Origin of the sequence: Bacillus sp. BP-3, from assembly GCF_028401955.1 — a bacterium.
GTDB lineage: Bacteria > Bacillota > Bacilli > Bacillales > Bacillaceae_G > Bacillus_A.
The window spans coordinates 59,629-74,776 of record NZ_JAQOTJ010000011.1 but is presented as its reverse complement, the minus strand read 5'-3'; the positions used below and the strand labels follow the sequence as shown (position 1 = coordinate 74,776).

Here is a 15,148-nt window from a genome sequence, read left to right as displayed (position 1 = left end):
TTAAAATAAAAGGATGGGGAAAATGAAAAAGAGACCGGAAGCGAATGAATATAACCCGTATTATGCAACATACATAAATTTATTACCAGAGGGAGATATCGTACATATTTTAGAAGATCAAATGAAAGAGACGAACCTCTTATTGAAGGATATTTCCGATAGTGAAGGACATTTTCGATACGCTCCTAATAAATGGAGTATAAAGGAGGTAATCGGGCATATTGCGGATACTGAACGCATTATGGCATATCGACTTCTTTCTATAGCGAGAGGCGAAACGGCACCGCTTCCTGGATACAACGATGATATGTATGTTCTTAGGGCAGCATTTGATAAACAATCTATGCAAAGTCTTCTTGCGAACTTAACAATTGTTCGTCAAGCTACTATGCATTTACTTAAAAGTTTAGATGAAGAAGCTTGGTTACAAAGAGGGTTTACGAATAACTCTGAGGTTACTGTTCGGGCATTGGCATGCATTATTGCTGGTCATGAGCTTCATCATCGTAAAATTATAAAAGAACGTTATTTGAGTTCTGTTGCTTATCCATCCAGTTGAAATATGAAATAACAAAAAGAGATTGATTCGTAAAAATGATGAATTAGTCTCTTTTTGTTTTACGTCGTATTAGTGGCATTATAAAAATTTTTGTGTCAAAATAAAATTCTCAATGATTCGGAGGGGGATTTGTTATATTTAGTGTAATTTGTTATATTTAGTGTAGTATATAAATATTTGTAATGAAAACTTGTAAAAGAGGGGGCATATTTTGAAAACGAGAAATGTAGTAAATATTTTTATTTTATTTACTTTATATACGCTGTTAATGATTTACATTGGCTGGAACGGCTGGATTTGGATTCATACGACTTTTCATATTCAATCTTGGGGATATTATGCGATTGTAGTTGCACTATTATCATACGCTTATATTCTAGATCGATTGATTAAGTTTGCTTCACCGCTTAGAACAATTGGTTCTTATTGGTTTGCGGTTATCCAATATGCAATCATTCTTTTGCCAATAGCGGATGTAGCCGTATTTATTTTAAATTGGTTATCGTTTCCGAAAGAACAATCTATTTTTTGGACTGGAATCATCGTTCTCATTACTTTTGTTTTTATTTTTGTTTATGGAACATTTAATGCGTATAGTCCGATCGTTCGAAAATACGAGATTCATGTACCTGAAAAAGATAGTAACCGTAAAACACTTCGAATTGCAATGGCTTCAGATATGCATTTTGGTAAGTTGTCTGGCTTGTCTCATTTGAAAAGATTGGTTCATCATGTAAATCATATGAAACCAGATATTATACTGTTACCTGGAGATATTATTGACGATCACCCAGAATATTTTATAAAAAAGAATATGGGACAAGTGATGAAGCAAATGCATGCCCCACTTGGCGTATATGGGGTGTTAGGTAATCATGAATATTACGGCGGAGCGATTCCTGAATTTTTGCAAGAAATGAATAAGATTGATGTAAATATTTTATTAGATGAAGTTGTGAAAATAGAGGATTGGTTTTATATTGTAGGCAGAAGAGATAAGACGGACCGAGATCGGAAAAGTTTCGAGGAATTAATGAGCACTGTAGATAAAAGTCTTCCCGTCATCGCAATGGATCATCAGCCATTTGAGTTAAAACAAGCTGAAGCAGCAGGTGTTGATGTATTACTGTCTGGACATACACATAGAGGACAAATGGCACCGAATCATATCATTACAAGAAGAATGTATGAATTAGATTGGGGATATGTACAGAGACACACATTTCATGCGATTGTTTCTTCTGGATTTGGTTTTTGGGGGCCACCGTTAAGACTTGGCAGCCGATCAGAGATTATTGAAATAGAGCTTACATTTGATTAAGTAGCAAGGGGTAAGATACCTTTGCTGCTTTTTTTGAATAATATGTAAAATCGTTTATATTAGTAACCATGTTGACGAAAAATGGAAGGGAGTTACATATGGATATCAATCGTTTAATGAAAGAACTACATTTTATGCAACAAAGTTACGCTACTTTATTTTCGGTTGTCAATAAGGTGCAAACCCGTGGGGATGAGTATTTAGAGGTATTAACTTCTCGGCAACACATGGCTCTTATTGCTATTGCGCATTTGCCAATTGAAACCACGACCCTTATTAATATTGCGAAAAAGTTAGGTACAACAAAGCAGACCGCTAATAAGTTAATTACAGGCCTTGTGAAAAAAGGATATGTTAAAACTGTGCCGAGTAAAATGGATAAACGTTCGATTAATATTGAGATTACTCCTGAAGGAAAAAAAGCGTTAATTACTTGTTCCGAAAAGTCCACTTATTTTTTAGCGGATATGTTTCATGATTTCACAACTGATGAAATTGAAACGTTTTGGAGATTATTACAAAAACTCTATCGATTCGATGGTGAAGAACAAGATGGTTTTGAAGAAAATGCCAAACTCGAAGTTGGTGAACAAGTGCAGTTAAATGATCAAGAAAAAGTGTTGGCTGAGTTTTCAAGACGACGATATGGGGGGGCGGAATGATGAGTAAAGTTTATTTGAGTAATGTCTTTTATGAGAAAGCAAAAGAGACTGAAAATAAGTTGAAAGAAAAAGTCTATTATGTAAAGAAAAAAGTCCAGGAATCAATTTCTCAAGCGAAAGACAAGTTTCACCGTAACAAGAAACGGAACAGGGTAGGCAATTGTGTATCAATTATTATTGCACTACTTATTATGGCTGTTTCTTCGTTGACCGCAACAAATTGGCTATTTTGGATAGGCGTAGTAAGTATTATAAGTAATGCTTTCATGTTTAGTATAAGCTTTAAAAAAGAAAATTTAGTTAGTGAATAAAAAGTGTATTTCTTTTAGTGGTTCTATTGTTTATAAAATTTTGATATTTCTATCAACCCCCTTTAAAATAAAAGTATTGAGTTTTAATCAAGCTTTCACGGGAGTTAAGGGGGAAATTTGGATGTTAATTAAATCTATTATTTGTAAAGTTAGCGACGAAAAAAAGGACTTATTTTCAGCTGCCCAAGAACAATGGGACGAGTTGAAGTCATTAGATGGGTTTTACGGACAAATCGGGGGATGGGATGAATCAGAGGCTTGCATATTTAGTTTATGGGAAAATATGAAAATGTATCAAAGTTTTATGAATGAATCACACGATAAGATTTTTAATGATAACAACCAAGAGAGTACGTATACATCATGTGAAACAGAATTATATCAATCTATATTTGATATGACAGAGACTCCATTTGTTGAAGCATTAGCACACAGTTCCTTTTTACGAGTAGCAATTTGTGATGTAAAACAAGAGAGTGAAAAGCAATTTTTACATATGCAAGAAACAGTTTGGAATCCAGGGATAGCGAGAGCAGAAGGACTGATGGGCGGCATTGTTGGAAGATCTCTTTCTTCTAATCGTTACATTGTTTTATCTTTATGGAAAGACGAAGCAGCACATCGACATTATGTGAAAGAAATATTTCCGCATTTACTACATACAGCAAATCCATCTCAACAAGTGCTACATCTGGAAGGGAAGCAGACAACGCTTGTTAGCTCTTGGTCTGTATTACCTGTTCATTGTATGTAGAATGTTAGCGATTTGTCTAAAGGAGGAGTAGGTATGCCTTATCCGAAACATATTGTAAGTGCTGCAACGGTCGTGTTAAATGATAAAAACGAAATTTTACTATTAAAAGGTCCAAAGCGAGGGTGGGAACTTCCTGGCGGTCAAGTGGAAGAAGGAGAAGCGATTCCAGCAGGTGCTATTCGGGAAGCGAAAGAAGAGACTGGCATTGATATTAAAATTGTGAAATACTGCGGAGTGTATCAAAATGTTTCACAGTGTATTTGCAATCATTTGTTCGTTGGTAAGCCAATCGGAGGACAATTTACAACAAGTAGTGAAAGTTTAGAAGTTGGATATTTTTCAATTGAAGAAGCGCTGCAAATGATAACATGGAAAAATTTCAAAGAGCGCATTTTACATTGTTTAGATGAAGAGAATCAGCCGTTCATCGTGACTTTTTAAGATAATCGAGATATTCTATTTTGAGATAAGACAGTAGCTATTAAAGTATACTTACTGCCCGTAAAAGCCCGATTGGTTCAACTAACCATCAGTAGGGGGGATGAAGAAAACCCCACTGATGGAAATTTCACTTTATAAAGGGGGTAAATCAATTTTTCCTTCTTCAAATAATTCTTTCAGCATGTGCTTAGTATAGCCGGCTGCTTGGGCAAACGTAATTTTTGCAGGCATTGGAGCTTCGTTGACATCAACGAGTACGTCGATAATACATGGTCTGTTTTGTTTTACAGCTTGTTCAAAAGCAGGCATCAATTCTTCGGGCTTTTCAACGCGGTAACCGACTCCACCGCAAATTTCAGCGTATTTCGCGAAATTTGGATTGGTAAGTTCTGTCCCAAATTCAATATTCCCCATTACTTCTTGTTCAAATTTAATCATAGCGATTTTATGGTTATTTAATACGACTACAACAATGGGAAGTCTATATTTTACAGCTGTTACAAAGTCGTTCATCGTCATCCCAAATCCACCATCGCCACAAATTGCGAAAACTTGTTTATTTGGGTAAGCAATCTGTCCAGCAATCGCTCCAGGAAGACCGCAACCAAGTGTTGCTAACCAACTTGATAAAATAAAACGTTGATTTGTTATACGGAAATGACGTGCCGTCCAAACCGTTACATTCCCAACATCTACTGATAAAATAGCATTATCATCTGCAACTTGCTGTAGTGCGTGCATTACTCTTTGAGGTTTAATTGGAACAGAGGTTTCGTTTTCTTGATTGTGCAATTTCTCTTTCCATTTCTTCATTAGTTCCTGATGGTGTTCTAAAAATGAGTGGTCAGTATGTTTTTCAATATTTTGCGTGAGCCACTTTAAAGTTTTAGCAGCATCACCAGCAAGCCCAATATCTGTTGGATAACGTTTACCAATTTGTGCTGGATCTGTGTCGATATGAAGCGTTTTGGCCTTTTCTGGTAAGAAACCTGTGAATGGGTAAGAGGTGCCGACCATAATGAGTGTATCTGCATGTTGCATAGCTTCATATGCAGGCTTTGTCCCAATTAAACCTAGCAAAGTGAATGCTCATCTGGAATTACTCCTTTGGCTGGAAGTGTTAATACAATAGGCGCTCCAATTTTCTCGGCAAAAGCAAGTAACGGTTCCTTTGAATCTCTTGCGCCTTTTCCTGCTAGTATTACAGGTTTTTTTGCTTCATTTAATGCAGTAATAGCTGTTTCTAAATCGTGCTGCTTTGGGAATAATTCTGGCATCGTAAAAGCAGGTGTGGTAATCCGCGCTTTTGCATCTACCTCAAATTTTTGAATATCATCTGGAATGGTAAGAACAGATACCCCTTTTTTAGTATAAGCCATGCGAATGGCTTGGTTTACTACAGCGGGAAGTTGTTCCGCTGACATGATGCGCTGGTTATAAACGGCGACATCATCAAACATTCTTTCTAAATTTACTTCTTGAAAAAAGCCAGTTCCAATTAAATCTGACTCAATTTGACCAGTAATAGCAAGGACAGGCGCTTGGTCTAATTTAGCATCGTACAATCCATTGAGTAAATGTATAGCACCTGGCCCAGCGATTGCCATACATACGCCGAGTTTACCAGTTAATTTTGCATAAGAAGCAGCTGCTAAAGCGCCAGCTTCTTCGTGACGAACTTGAATAAATTTAATTTTATCTTGCGCTTTACGAAGTGGCTCGACAATAGAATTAATGGAATCACCGGGCATTCCATATATGTGATCGACGCCCCATTCGATTAATAAATCAATCAGTACTTCACCAGCAGTTTTTTGAAACATGGAACTTCCTCCTTACATACTGAGATACTATTATGTTTTGGAGAAAAAGGTAAAATATACAAACAGTTAGGGAAGTTCTCTTTTAATGATGACTTATAAAAGGCAAAAAAACGATAATAAGTAAACATCCAACAAAAGTCCAAGAAAGGAAAGAGGATAATGATAAGTGTTTTTTTGCTTTCCAAAGCATTTCATGGAGTGTTACATATCCTAAAGAACCGATGGCGCTTCCCATTATTAAGCCTGGTAAATGAATCGTTTTGCTGTTAATAATCATACCAAACGCTGTGCTTAAACCAAGAATGATTGATAAAAAGAGGATGATTAAGATGAAAGATATATATTTATGCTCTGTAAATAGGAAAGAGATAATTAAAGCAAGACCTTCAGGAACGTGATGAATAATAATGGCTAGTAAGAAAGAAATAGTAGATTCATGATGCGTTGTAAAAGCAGTTCCTAACGCAAAACCGCTAGGCAGATTGTGGATAAAAATTGCAAAGGAAAGAAATAAAAACGGTTGCCATGTTTGTTTATCATAATTATGTACCATAAAATGATGACAGTAGTGATCAATTAAACGCATCATTAAAATTCCAATAGTACTACCGAGGATAGGGCCGATTATTTCATAACTCGAGAATGTTTCTGGAATGATTTCTATTAGTAATAATCCAAGTAGAATCCCTCCGCAAAGAGCATATAAGTGATATGTTTGTTTTTCAATTATCCGTTTAGTTGTAAGACCAACAATTCCGCCAAATAACAACCCTCCAAATGAAAAAAACGTAACAATTATCGGAAATAAAATTCGCTCCATAAAATCACACTCCATTTTTTTATCTCTCAATTTTTAAGTAGTAACGCTCTTATCTCAATGTTTTCAAAAAAGAAAATAGTGGGGAGCTAGCTGCTAACATAATGCTTGGCTGGTTCAATTTATAATTAGACATGGGAGGAAAAGTTCAATTATTATAAGTTTACTTTATAACAACTTATTATGGTCAAGAAGAGGTTAGTCCCAAAATTGAAGAGGGGGAGTTATTCATATAGATTTGGAGTCAAACTTGAAAGCATAAAAAACCCTTGCAGAGAATATTCTGCAAGGGTTTTACAAATATTTTATCCCAATCGAGGCAATAAACGTTCTCCGCTTTTCATTTCACTTCCACATAAAGGGCATTTTGGGTGCTCTTCAAATGCGAAGTTTTTTCGCATCCACCCTAAGCATTCCTCTGACTCACATTCCCAAACTGGGATTTCTTCCGGTGCTACTTCTGCAACGTCATTCTTTTTGTTACGATACACGAGACCACTCCTTTTATGTGAAATAAGTGTTTATATAATTAAAAAGGTTGTTAACCGTTCGTGTTAACAACCCTTTTATTGTCTAAATTATAGCTTTACAACGTTTTTAGCTTGAGGTCCGCGGTTGCCTTCTTCAACTTCGAAGCTTACTTCTTGACCTTCATCAAGAGATTTGAAACCGTCGCCAGTAATAGCTGAGAAGTGAACGAATACGTCGTTTCCGTCTGCAACTTCGATGAATCCGAAACCTTTTTCGCTGTTAAACCATTTTACTTTACCTGTTAATGTCATGGTAAATGCCTCCTAAAAATAAAGAAAATAAGTGTAATATGATCCGTCTTATTTCTAAGCAAAATAAAAATTCACATATTATCAAAAACCCATAAGGAACGCATATCATCCCTATTGATGCTTGATAATATGTGAAGTGGATTTGCCTGCATATCGTATACTATGGTTTCATTTTACAATGAAATGAGAAATATTGCAAGTGATGGTAACATTTTTGGTTTTACTAGTATACTGCTTCTCCATATGTAATGAATTAGCTTGGAGAGGCGATGAATTAAAAAGAAGCAATGATGTAAAAGCGATGTGCTTTTACTTCAATAAATCTATTTTGTTGAATGTGGTTATGGACATGAAGCAATTGTTCTTCATATTTTGATACCGAAAAATCAGGGATTTGCCATGGAATTGCTTTTAAATAATATATAATGCTTCCGATGTTGTAAAATCGTTGATAGGGGAAACATTCCTGCTGTTTAAGGATTTGAAATCCAAATTGTTTCAGTTTTGAGGAGGCATATTGCATATCTCAATAATTGTACTCACTTTCAGTATATGCATGAAGTAGGTGGTTTAATTCCAAATTATCTAATCCACCGACTTGTTGAATAATAAAAATACAGTTCGGTTTTAAAATTCTTTTTACTTCTGTTTCACAATATGATTCATGTTTGTTAATAATCAAATCAAATTGTTCGTTAGCAAATGGCAAATGTGTATCATCCTCGATTGCATGAGCAGATATACCTAAAGGTTCGATCTTAGCTTTTGCCAAAGCGATATTGGGAGCGTATCCTTCTGGTACTGCAGTTCTAGCAGGAAGCGGGGTTAGTAAAGATAAAAATTCACCACCACCAGTTCCCATGTCAAGCATGTTATCTACATTATGGATATATTGTAATACTATGGATGAATAGCTCCGCGGAAGTGGCTCTGTACTTAGTCTTCCGGTATCTGTTAAAAACGAGAAATTCCATCCTTGAAATGGTGTATTAGCTTGTTTAACAAAATGATAAAAAGTATCTTTCATGGTTAGCCCTCCTAATTTACATCTTATAGTTTGAATATAAAAGGAGGTCCACGACACGCATTACAGTTACTATATGTCTGTTACATAGTGATACATATGTAAATTTCCTTTCTAAATAAAATACGGTATGAATTATTTTAAACTAGTATTATTGAGAAGCAAATGAAAATTAAGAAACTTAGAATTTTATATGGTTTTCGAATGACGTTATGAATTATAAAGATTTATTACATGGAGAATTAAAATGAAAAATTTTTAAAAAAAATAAAAAAATAGGATAAAAAGAATTAGGTAAAAGACAATGAAGGAAATAAAAAAACGAAAATAGAAATGAAAAAATAAAAATAAAATTCAAATCTGATTAATTATTTTTAGTTTGAAATATCCATTAAAACCAAGTGTTCACAGTGTTTTATTTATAATTATTATATTAATATATAATAATATTCTTATATTCAACTTTAATGTAACGGAAAATATTTTTATTAATATAGAACTTTTTTAAAAAATTTGTGATAATATGTTGAAATATAGCACTTATTCTTTACATCACTTCATAATATTTATAGCCAAAAAGTAAGGGGAATAAGTAGTAATTTGCAAGCGGAGGAACAACATGGATAAAATTATGGTTTGTGCTAATTACACGTTTGAAAATGAGCGAAGAGAGCGATTGTACGATTTGTTTGAAAGAGTATTTCACATTCCAACACATACATTACAAGATTTTTATGAAAAAGGATTTTGGAATGAAACATACTCACCGTTAACTTTATTTGAAGAAGATGTAGCAATTGCAAATGTATCTATGTTTTCAATGCCAATGATGGCGGGCGGAGAACGTATAAAAGCAGCTGGTATTCAATCTGTAATGACACACCCTAATTATCGAAATAAAGGTTTTATGAAGCAGTTGTTTGATGAAGTGTTGAAAAAGATTGATGAGCAATATAACTATTCATTTTTATTTACAGAAACACCAGAGCTATATACACCATTTGGTTTTAAAGTAGTTAAAGAATATATTTCAATTATGAAGTATGAAAAGAATGAGCAAAGGTTATCATCTATTCGAAAATTAGACTTTTTTGATGAAAAAGATGTGCAGATTATGAAAGATGTATTTGAAAATAAAGAATGCCTTTCACGAGTTTTTGCACCGTTACACTATCAGTCATCTTTCTACTTAAATATGTATGATGAAAAATGGAACAAGAAACTTTATTTTTCAGAAGAACTCAACGCTATACTTGTATATGAAATTGAAGAGGGTGTGTTGAAGTTATATGGAGTAATAAGTGAGCTGATGCCTATTTTAGATGAATTATGTGCGGTAATTCCAGAAGCATTCCACACAATTGAGTTTTATTTCTCTCCTGATCAATTAGGGGTGGAGAATGCTGATTTAAAACTATATGAATCAAATAAACATTTAATGGTAAGAGGAGAAATTCCTGTTGAATTTAATGAGAGTAAGTTTCCAATCCTAGCTGAATTTTGATTTTCGCTAGAATTGTTAAAATATACAGAACATAACGTTAGTTCTAGAATAATGGATATTATATGCGCTGTTATTTTCAATTTTTACAATTGATATGTTGAATTTTTTGGAGATGCATAGATTGGATATAAAATTTGGTTTTTCTAGAACAGTACTTTGCATAAAGAAAGAAACACTCATCTTTTTATGATTGATGAGTGTTTTTTGATATAACGAATTTTTCTTCTATCCAATTCACGACATTTTCTAGCATTGGTAAGCTAATAGAGTGGTTTATGTGAGGATAGAGAGTAAGTGAGAGATTAGTATTTTCAATTTCTCCATATGCTAGAGCTTGTTCATAAAAAGTTTGCTGCCCAATTGGAGAAATAATTTGATCTTCCAGGCCGTGAAGTAATAGGATAGGTCTATTTTTAAAATTATGTAAAAAGTTAATAGGGTCTAATCGCTTGATAGCATCGATATCACTGTAAGCATCGGAACCTTGTTTTTGAAACATTTCTTCAGAAGTTAACCAAGCACCTGAACCATTTACATTAATTAGAGCTTCTATTTGGTGTTCTTGAACAAAAGCACCAGAAGCAATAAACCCCCCATAGAACTTCCGAAGACAATCAGTTTATGGTCAGAAAGGGAAAGGCCGTGAATAAACATTGGTACCTCTTCAACAGATTGCAAAATCGTTTTCCAAAAATATTGTTCCATAATTGTTTTAGAAAAATAATTCAACAAAGGTTGTCTAGAATCATGGTATATAATTTCAGGAATTATAACAGTGTAGCCGAAATTTGCTAAAATATTTGCGAAAAAAGTTTGATTGTATATACTTGAACCCCAACCATGATAAATAATAACTGTAACATGTTTATTATAATGAACAGGTTCAAATAATAAATAATTGATGTTATTGGAATTCATGAGTTGTTTCTTATACATGCTCACACCTCTTTAATTATTTGAAAATTTTAATTTCAAGAATTAATTACAGTGTATCTGCTAAAACGAATTTGTGCAAAATAGAATTGGAAAGTATTTTTAATTTGATTTGTGATGGAACAATTTTAGAGAGAGTTCTTGGATATAGAGAAATATAAATCGAAAGCCTTACTGAAAATGAGATTTTTCGAGTAACTATATGTTGTCAATATGGAGAAAGATAAATATATAGGAAAACTGCTACTTTTAGGAGGGAATAAACATGAAGATTGGTTTAATTGGTTTAGGGAAAATGGGACTTAACTTAGGAAAAAATTTAATTGATAAAAAGCATGAAGTAGTTGCTTTTGATTTAAATGCAAATGCAGTGAAGGAAATAGAGGGATACGGGGCTATTGGTACAGATACATTAGCGGAACTTATTCAATCATTAGAAAAACCGAGAGTAATTTGGATTATGGTTCCGCATGCGGTTGTTGATTCCGTGATGAGTGAAATTACGTCATTTTTAAATCCAGGAGATATTGTAATTGAAGCGGGTAATTCTCATTTTAAGGAATCTATTCGACGTTATAATGAGTTCAAAAAAGTTGGCGTGCATTTTATGGATGCAGGAACATCTGGCGGAACAGAAGGTGCGCGTCACGGAGCTTGCTATATGATTGGCGGAGATCCAGAAGCTTGGACGATTGTAGAACCTGTTTTCCGGGATACAGCGGTAGAAAATGGTTATATATATGCAGGAAAAGGGGGGAGCGGACACTTTCTAAAGATGGTTCATAATGGTATTGAATATGGAATGATGGCTGCCATTGGTGAAGGATTTGAAGTATTAGAGAAAAGTGAATTCGATTATGATTATGAAAAAGTAGCAAAAGTGTGGAATCATGGTTCAGTTATTCGTTCATGGCTAATGGAATTGACAGAACGTGCATTTTCTAAAGATGCAAAATTAAATGAAATCAAAGGAATTATGCATTCTTCAGGTGAAGGGAAATGGACAGTTGAAACGGCTCTTGATCTGCAAGCGGCAACGCCTGTTATCGCTTTGTCATTACTAATGCGGTATCGTTCGTTAGAAAACGATACATTTACTGGGAAAGTGGTAGCAGCATTACGTAATGAATTTGGTGGGCACGCTGTAGAGAAAAATGAGAAAAAAGAATAGTTGCTGTTATTGAAAATGTAATAAATGCATCAATCTAAGTAATTTAGGTAGCCCTATTCCAATGAGAATAAGGCTATTTGTTGATTGGGATAATGATTCAAGCCTGTATGTTTTTTATAAGAAGAACACGTGCTGGAGAGGCATCTGTTCCAATTAACTTTAATGGTGCTGCTACCATAAAGTAGCTGTCAGGTAAGATTTCTTTTAAGCATAATCCTTCAATAACGATAATATTAGCACCAAATAATATTTTATGAGTAGGATGCCCTGGTTGATTACGTTCAACACCAAGTGCATCAATCCCAATCCCTCTAATCTTTCGTGCTGCTAAATAATTCGCCCCGTCCTCTTTTAAAAAAATAAAGTCAAAGTTAAATTCGTTTTCAAATGAATTGCGTGTTTTAAATAGCACAAAATCATTTTCTTGAATATCAAGGTTTTCTAAATCAGCTTTTGTAATTCCATCTTGTACTGCTGTTAAGTCAAAAACTTTAGCAGTTCCTATTAATGTTTCTAATGGTATGGTTTCAAATGTTTTTCCTTCATTAATCATATGAAGAGGTGCATCAATATGTGTACCGGTATGAGCATCTAATTCAATTCGTGACTCGGTAACGTGAGCGTTTGTGACTTTAGAAAATTTCGGCTGTTTTTCAGGTTTATTTTTGTAAACAGTCATTCCTTCAAAAATGGCTGCTGTTATATCATATATTTTCATTGTCGTTTTCTCCTTTGAAACGAGTTGTTATAGTTGGCCACCAATGAAAATCATCTTTTTCTAATAAGGCATCAGATTTTGTAGGACCCATTGATCCAGATTCATAGTTAGGGAAGTCTATAGCTTTATTATTTGCCCAAACATTGGAGATAACATCAACAAATTTCCAAGAAAGGGCTACTTCTTCCCAATGCGCAAAATTAGTTGAGTCGCCGCGCATGCAATCATATAGGAGTATTTCATAGGCTTCGGGTGTATTCATTTTATCTGCACAGTTATTACAATAGCTTAATCGAATAGGGGTTGATGTTACACTGCTATTTGTTTTTTGTGCATTTAAGTGTAGTGTAATTCCCTCATCTGGTTGAATATGAATAATGAGTAAGTTAGGATGAGCCATTCTTTCTTTATTTAAATATAAATTCATTGGCAAATCTTTAAACTGTATAACAATTTCAGTAGATTTTTCTTGCATACGTTTGCCTGTTCGTATATAAAAAGGAACTCCCGTCCATCTGAAATTTTCAATCATTAGCTTACCTGCAACAAATGTTTCTGTATTCGATGCTGGATCTACATCGTTTTCTTCTTTGTAGCCAACTACCTTTTTTTCGTTTGTGATGCCAGGACCATACTGTCCGCGAACGAAGTATTGATCGATGTCATTATTCGAAAGTGGTTTTAAAGCACGGAAAATTTTTCTTTTTTCACTGCGAATCTCATCTGCAGTTAACTTAATAGGCGGATCCATCGCAAGAAGAGCAACCATTTGTAGGATATGATTTTGTACCATATCGCGAAGTGCGCCGGAAGACTCATAATAGCGTCCTCGATCTTCAACTCCTAATATTTCACTTGAAGTAATTTGCACGTTGGCGATATATTGATTGTTCCAAAGAGGCTCAAAAATAGCGTTAGCAAAGCGAATGACTTTAATGTTTTGGACCATTTCTTTTCCTAAGTAATGGTCAATCCGGTAAATTTGTTCTTCTGTAAACGCTTGACACAGCTGATTGTTTAGTTCTTGGGCTGAGTCATAGTCATGTCCAAACGGCTTTTCTATAATTAATCGAATCCATCCTTCTGTAGAAGTTAATCCTTCTGATTTTAAATTTGTAGCAATTGTTCCAAAAAAATCAGGTGCCATTGCCAAATAAAAAATACGGTTTCCAGTCGTATGATACCTGTCGTCAAGTGTGCTTAACAGACTTTTAAGCTCTTGAAAAGAAGAAGTATTTGTTACATCAAAAGGATGATAGTAGAAGTGGGAAGCAAATGTATCCTGACTGCCATTATCATCTGGAAAGTGATGCACAGATTGTTTAACATTTTCACGAAATATTTCATTAGACCAAGGTCTTCTTGCGACGCCAACAACAGCGAAATCTTCAGAGATTTTTCCACTTTGATACAGTCTATAAATGGAAGGGAACAATTTGCGTTTTGCTAAATCACCTGTCGCGCCAAAAATAACAATAATAGCTTTAGGAGTTTTCATCATGTAATAAGCCTCACTTTATTGTATATAAGTTCAAACTTAGTATGTGGTTTATTTAGTAATACATGTAAGATATAGGATGAATAATTTACTATAGATTATTGAATGATGAGAAGTACTTAGAAAAGAAGGAGAACTTTGGGAAATAAAGAAATATAGAATAAAATCAAAGATGAGGAGGTCCTCCAGGTCATTTTAGTGCATGTAATTGAACTTTTAGAATTTAGTAAAGAAGAGGTAACGCAATCTTGAACAAGTAGGGGAGAATCAGATGGAAGTGAAATTAAAAGCGGTGACTAGAGAGAATTGGCAAGAGGCTCTAAGATTAAAAGTAAAAGATGTCCAAAATTATTTCGTTCCTACTGTAGCGGTATCGCTCGCTAAAGTGCATGTTAAACCAGATGGTGATAATGTGAATTATCTGCCCTTTGCTATTTATGAAGAAGCACAGGGCATGATTGGTTTTGTGATGCATGCTTTTGTTGAAAATACGAATGATATGTATTGGATCAATGGCTTTATCATTGATGAAAAGCATCAAGGTAAAGGATACGGTCGATCGGCGCTATGCGAGATGATAAACTGGATTATAAATCAATATCCAAAGTGCGAAGAAATCCGCTTAACCGTTCATAAAGAAAACGATGCTGCTCGTCAATTATATAAAAGTCTCGGTTTTTTGGAAGCAGGCGAATTTGATGAAGAAGAAGATTTATTGCGCTTACTAATTAGTAGGGAAAAATAGATGTTAGGTAAATTTCAAGGTATATTAGTTAGAGCTAATGTACCTTTTATTTTTTGCACTATATTTCGATTTAAATGAGAATATA

The 15,148-nt window shown here is 34.3% G+C and carries 16 protein-coding genes and 2 pseudogenes; 9 read left to right on the top strand and 9 right to left on the bottom strand.

Going from position 1 to position 15,148, the window contains the following annotated elements; all coding sequences use genetic code 11:
- The first annotated feature begins 22 nt into the window (after positions 1 to 22).
- The 6 genes from PLX19_RS17395 to PLX19_RS17370 all read left to right on the top strand — a co-directional run bounded on the left by PLX19_RS17395 (position 23) and on the right by PLX19_RS17370 (position 4,048).
- On the top strand, positions 23 to 559 hold the full coding sequence (locus PLX19_RS17395) for a DinB family protein (RefSeq protein ID WP_272190013.1): 537 nt from the start codon (positions 23 to 25) through the stop codon (positions 557 to 559).
- A gap of 268 nt (positions 560 to 827) precedes the next feature.
- Positions 828 to 1,880: a metallophosphoesterase gene (locus tag PLX19_RS17390; protein WP_272190087.1), complete on the top strand. Its 1,053-nt coding sequence runs from the start codon at positions 828 to 830 to the stop codon at positions 1,878 to 1,880.
- A 98-nt stretch (positions 1,881 to 1,978) separates the two neighbouring features.
- Positions 1,979 to 2,542: a MarR family winged helix-turn-helix transcriptional regulator gene (locus PLX19_RS17385; RefSeq protein ID WP_272190012.1), complete on the top strand. Its 564-nt coding sequence runs from the start codon at positions 1,979 to 1,981 to the stop codon at positions 2,540 to 2,542.
- Positions 2,542 to 2,853, top strand: coding sequence for a hypothetical protein (locus PLX19_RS17380; protein ID WP_272190011.1), 312 nt, complete (start codon positions 2,542 to 2,544; stop codon positions 2,851 to 2,853). The genes PLX19_RS17385 and PLX19_RS17380 overlap by 1 nt, the downstream gene beginning before the upstream one ends.
- Before the next feature lie 121 nt (positions 2,854 to 2,974).
- Positions 2,975 to 3,607 (top strand): YdbC family protein, encoded by a 633-nt coding sequence (locus PLX19_RS17375; protein WP_272190010.1) that lies wholly within the window; start codon positions 2,975 to 2,977, stop codon positions 3,605 to 3,607.
- A gap of 33 nt (positions 3,608 to 3,640) precedes the next feature.
- Positions 3,641 to 4,048 (top strand): NUDIX hydrolase, encoded by a 408-nt coding sequence (locus PLX19_RS17370; RefSeq protein WP_272190009.1) that lies wholly within the window; start codon positions 3,641 to 3,643, stop codon positions 4,046 to 4,048.
- A gap of 132 nt (positions 4,049 to 4,180) precedes the next feature.
- Here the strand turns inward: PLX19_RS17370 and PLX19_RS17365 are convergent.
- The 5 genes and pseudogenes from PLX19_RS17365 to PLX19_RS17345 all read right to left on the bottom strand — a co-directional run bounded on the left by PLX19_RS17365 (position 4,181) and on the right by PLX19_RS17345 (position 8,497).
- Positions 4,181 to 5,871: pseudogene (locus PLX19_RS17365) on the bottom strand (pyruvate oxidase).
- 82 nt (positions 5,872 to 5,953) lie between these two features.
- Positions 5,954 to 6,691, bottom strand: coding sequence for a ZIP family metal transporter (locus tag PLX19_RS17360; RefSeq protein ID WP_272190008.1), 738 nt, complete (start codon positions 6,689 to 6,691; stop codon positions 5,954 to 5,956).
- Positions 6,692 to 6,993: 302 nt separating this feature from the next.
- On the bottom strand, positions 6,994 to 7,179 hold the full coding sequence (locus PLX19_RS17355; protein WP_020061359.1) for a cold-shock protein: 186 nt from the start codon (positions 7,177 to 7,179) through the stop codon (positions 6,994 to 6,996).
- An 87-nt stretch (positions 7,180 to 7,266) separates the two neighbouring features.
- A complete protein-coding gene (gene cspD / locus PLX19_RS17350) occupies positions 7,267 to 7,470 on the bottom strand; it encodes a cold-shock protein CspD (RefSeq protein WP_000176366.1) in 204 nt (67 codons plus the stop codon).
- A 274-nt stretch (positions 7,471 to 7,744) separates the two neighbouring features.
- Positions 7,745 to 8,497, bottom strand: a pseudogene (locus tag PLX19_RS17345) (class I SAM-dependent methyltransferase).
- Between the two features lie 616 nt (positions 8,498 to 9,113).
- Here PLX19_RS17345 and PLX19_RS17340 point away from each other — a divergent pair.
- Positions 9,114 to 9,998 carry a GNAT family N-acetyltransferase gene (locus PLX19_RS17340; RefSeq protein WP_272189989.1) on the top strand — a complete coding sequence of 295 codons (885 nt, stop codon included), beginning with the start codon at positions 9,114 to 9,116 and terminating at the stop codon, positions 9,996 to 9,998.
- Between the two features lie 184 nt (positions 9,999 to 10,182).
- Here the strand turns inward: PLX19_RS17340 and PLX19_RS17335 are convergent, their stop codons facing one another.
- A complete protein-coding gene (locus tag PLX19_RS17335) occupies positions 10,183 to 10,539 on the bottom strand; it encodes an alpha/beta hydrolase family protein (protein ID WP_442869065.1) in 357 nt (118 codons plus the stop codon).
- A gap of 8 nt (positions 10,540 to 10,547) precedes the next feature.
- The gene (locus PLX19_RS17330; protein ID WP_272189987.1) at positions 10,548 to 10,934 is read right to left on the bottom strand and encodes an alpha/beta fold hydrolase; all 387 of its coding nucleotides are present in this window, start codon (positions 10,932 to 10,934) and stop codon (positions 10,548 to 10,550) included.
- A gap of 262 nt (positions 10,935 to 11,196) precedes the next feature.
- On the opposite strand from PLX19_RS17330, the gene gnd reads away from it, so the two are divergent.
- Positions 11,197 to 12,102, top strand: coding sequence for a phosphogluconate dehydrogenase (NAD(+)-dependent, decarboxylating) (gene gnd, locus PLX19_RS17325; RefSeq protein ID WP_272189986.1), 906 nt, complete (start codon positions 11,197 to 11,199; stop codon positions 12,100 to 12,102).
- Positions 12,103 to 12,199: 97 nt separating this feature from the next.
- Here gnd and PLX19_RS17320 read toward each other — a convergent pair whose 3' ends face one another.
- A complete protein-coding gene (locus PLX19_RS17320) occupies positions 12,200 to 12,820 on the bottom strand; it encodes a cyclase family protein (RefSeq protein ID WP_272189985.1) in 621 nt (206 codons plus the stop codon).
- Positions 12,807 to 14,321, bottom strand: a complete 1,515-nt coding sequence (gene zwf / locus PLX19_RS17315) for a glucose-6-phosphate dehydrogenase (RefSeq protein WP_442869062.1) — start codon at positions 14,319 to 14,321, stop codon at positions 12,807 to 12,809. Before zwf ends, PLX19_RS17320 begins: the two co-directional genes overlap by 14 nt.
- 268 nt (positions 14,322 to 14,589) lie before the next feature.
- On the opposite strand from zwf, the gene PLX19_RS17310 reads away from it, so the two are divergent.
- Positions 14,590 to 15,063 carry a GNAT family N-acetyltransferase gene (locus tag PLX19_RS17310; protein ID WP_272189984.1) on the top strand — a complete coding sequence of 158 codons (474 nt, stop codon included), beginning with the start codon at positions 14,590 to 14,592 and terminating at the stop codon, positions 15,061 to 15,063.
- Positions 15,064 to 15,148: the final 85 nt, after the last annotated feature.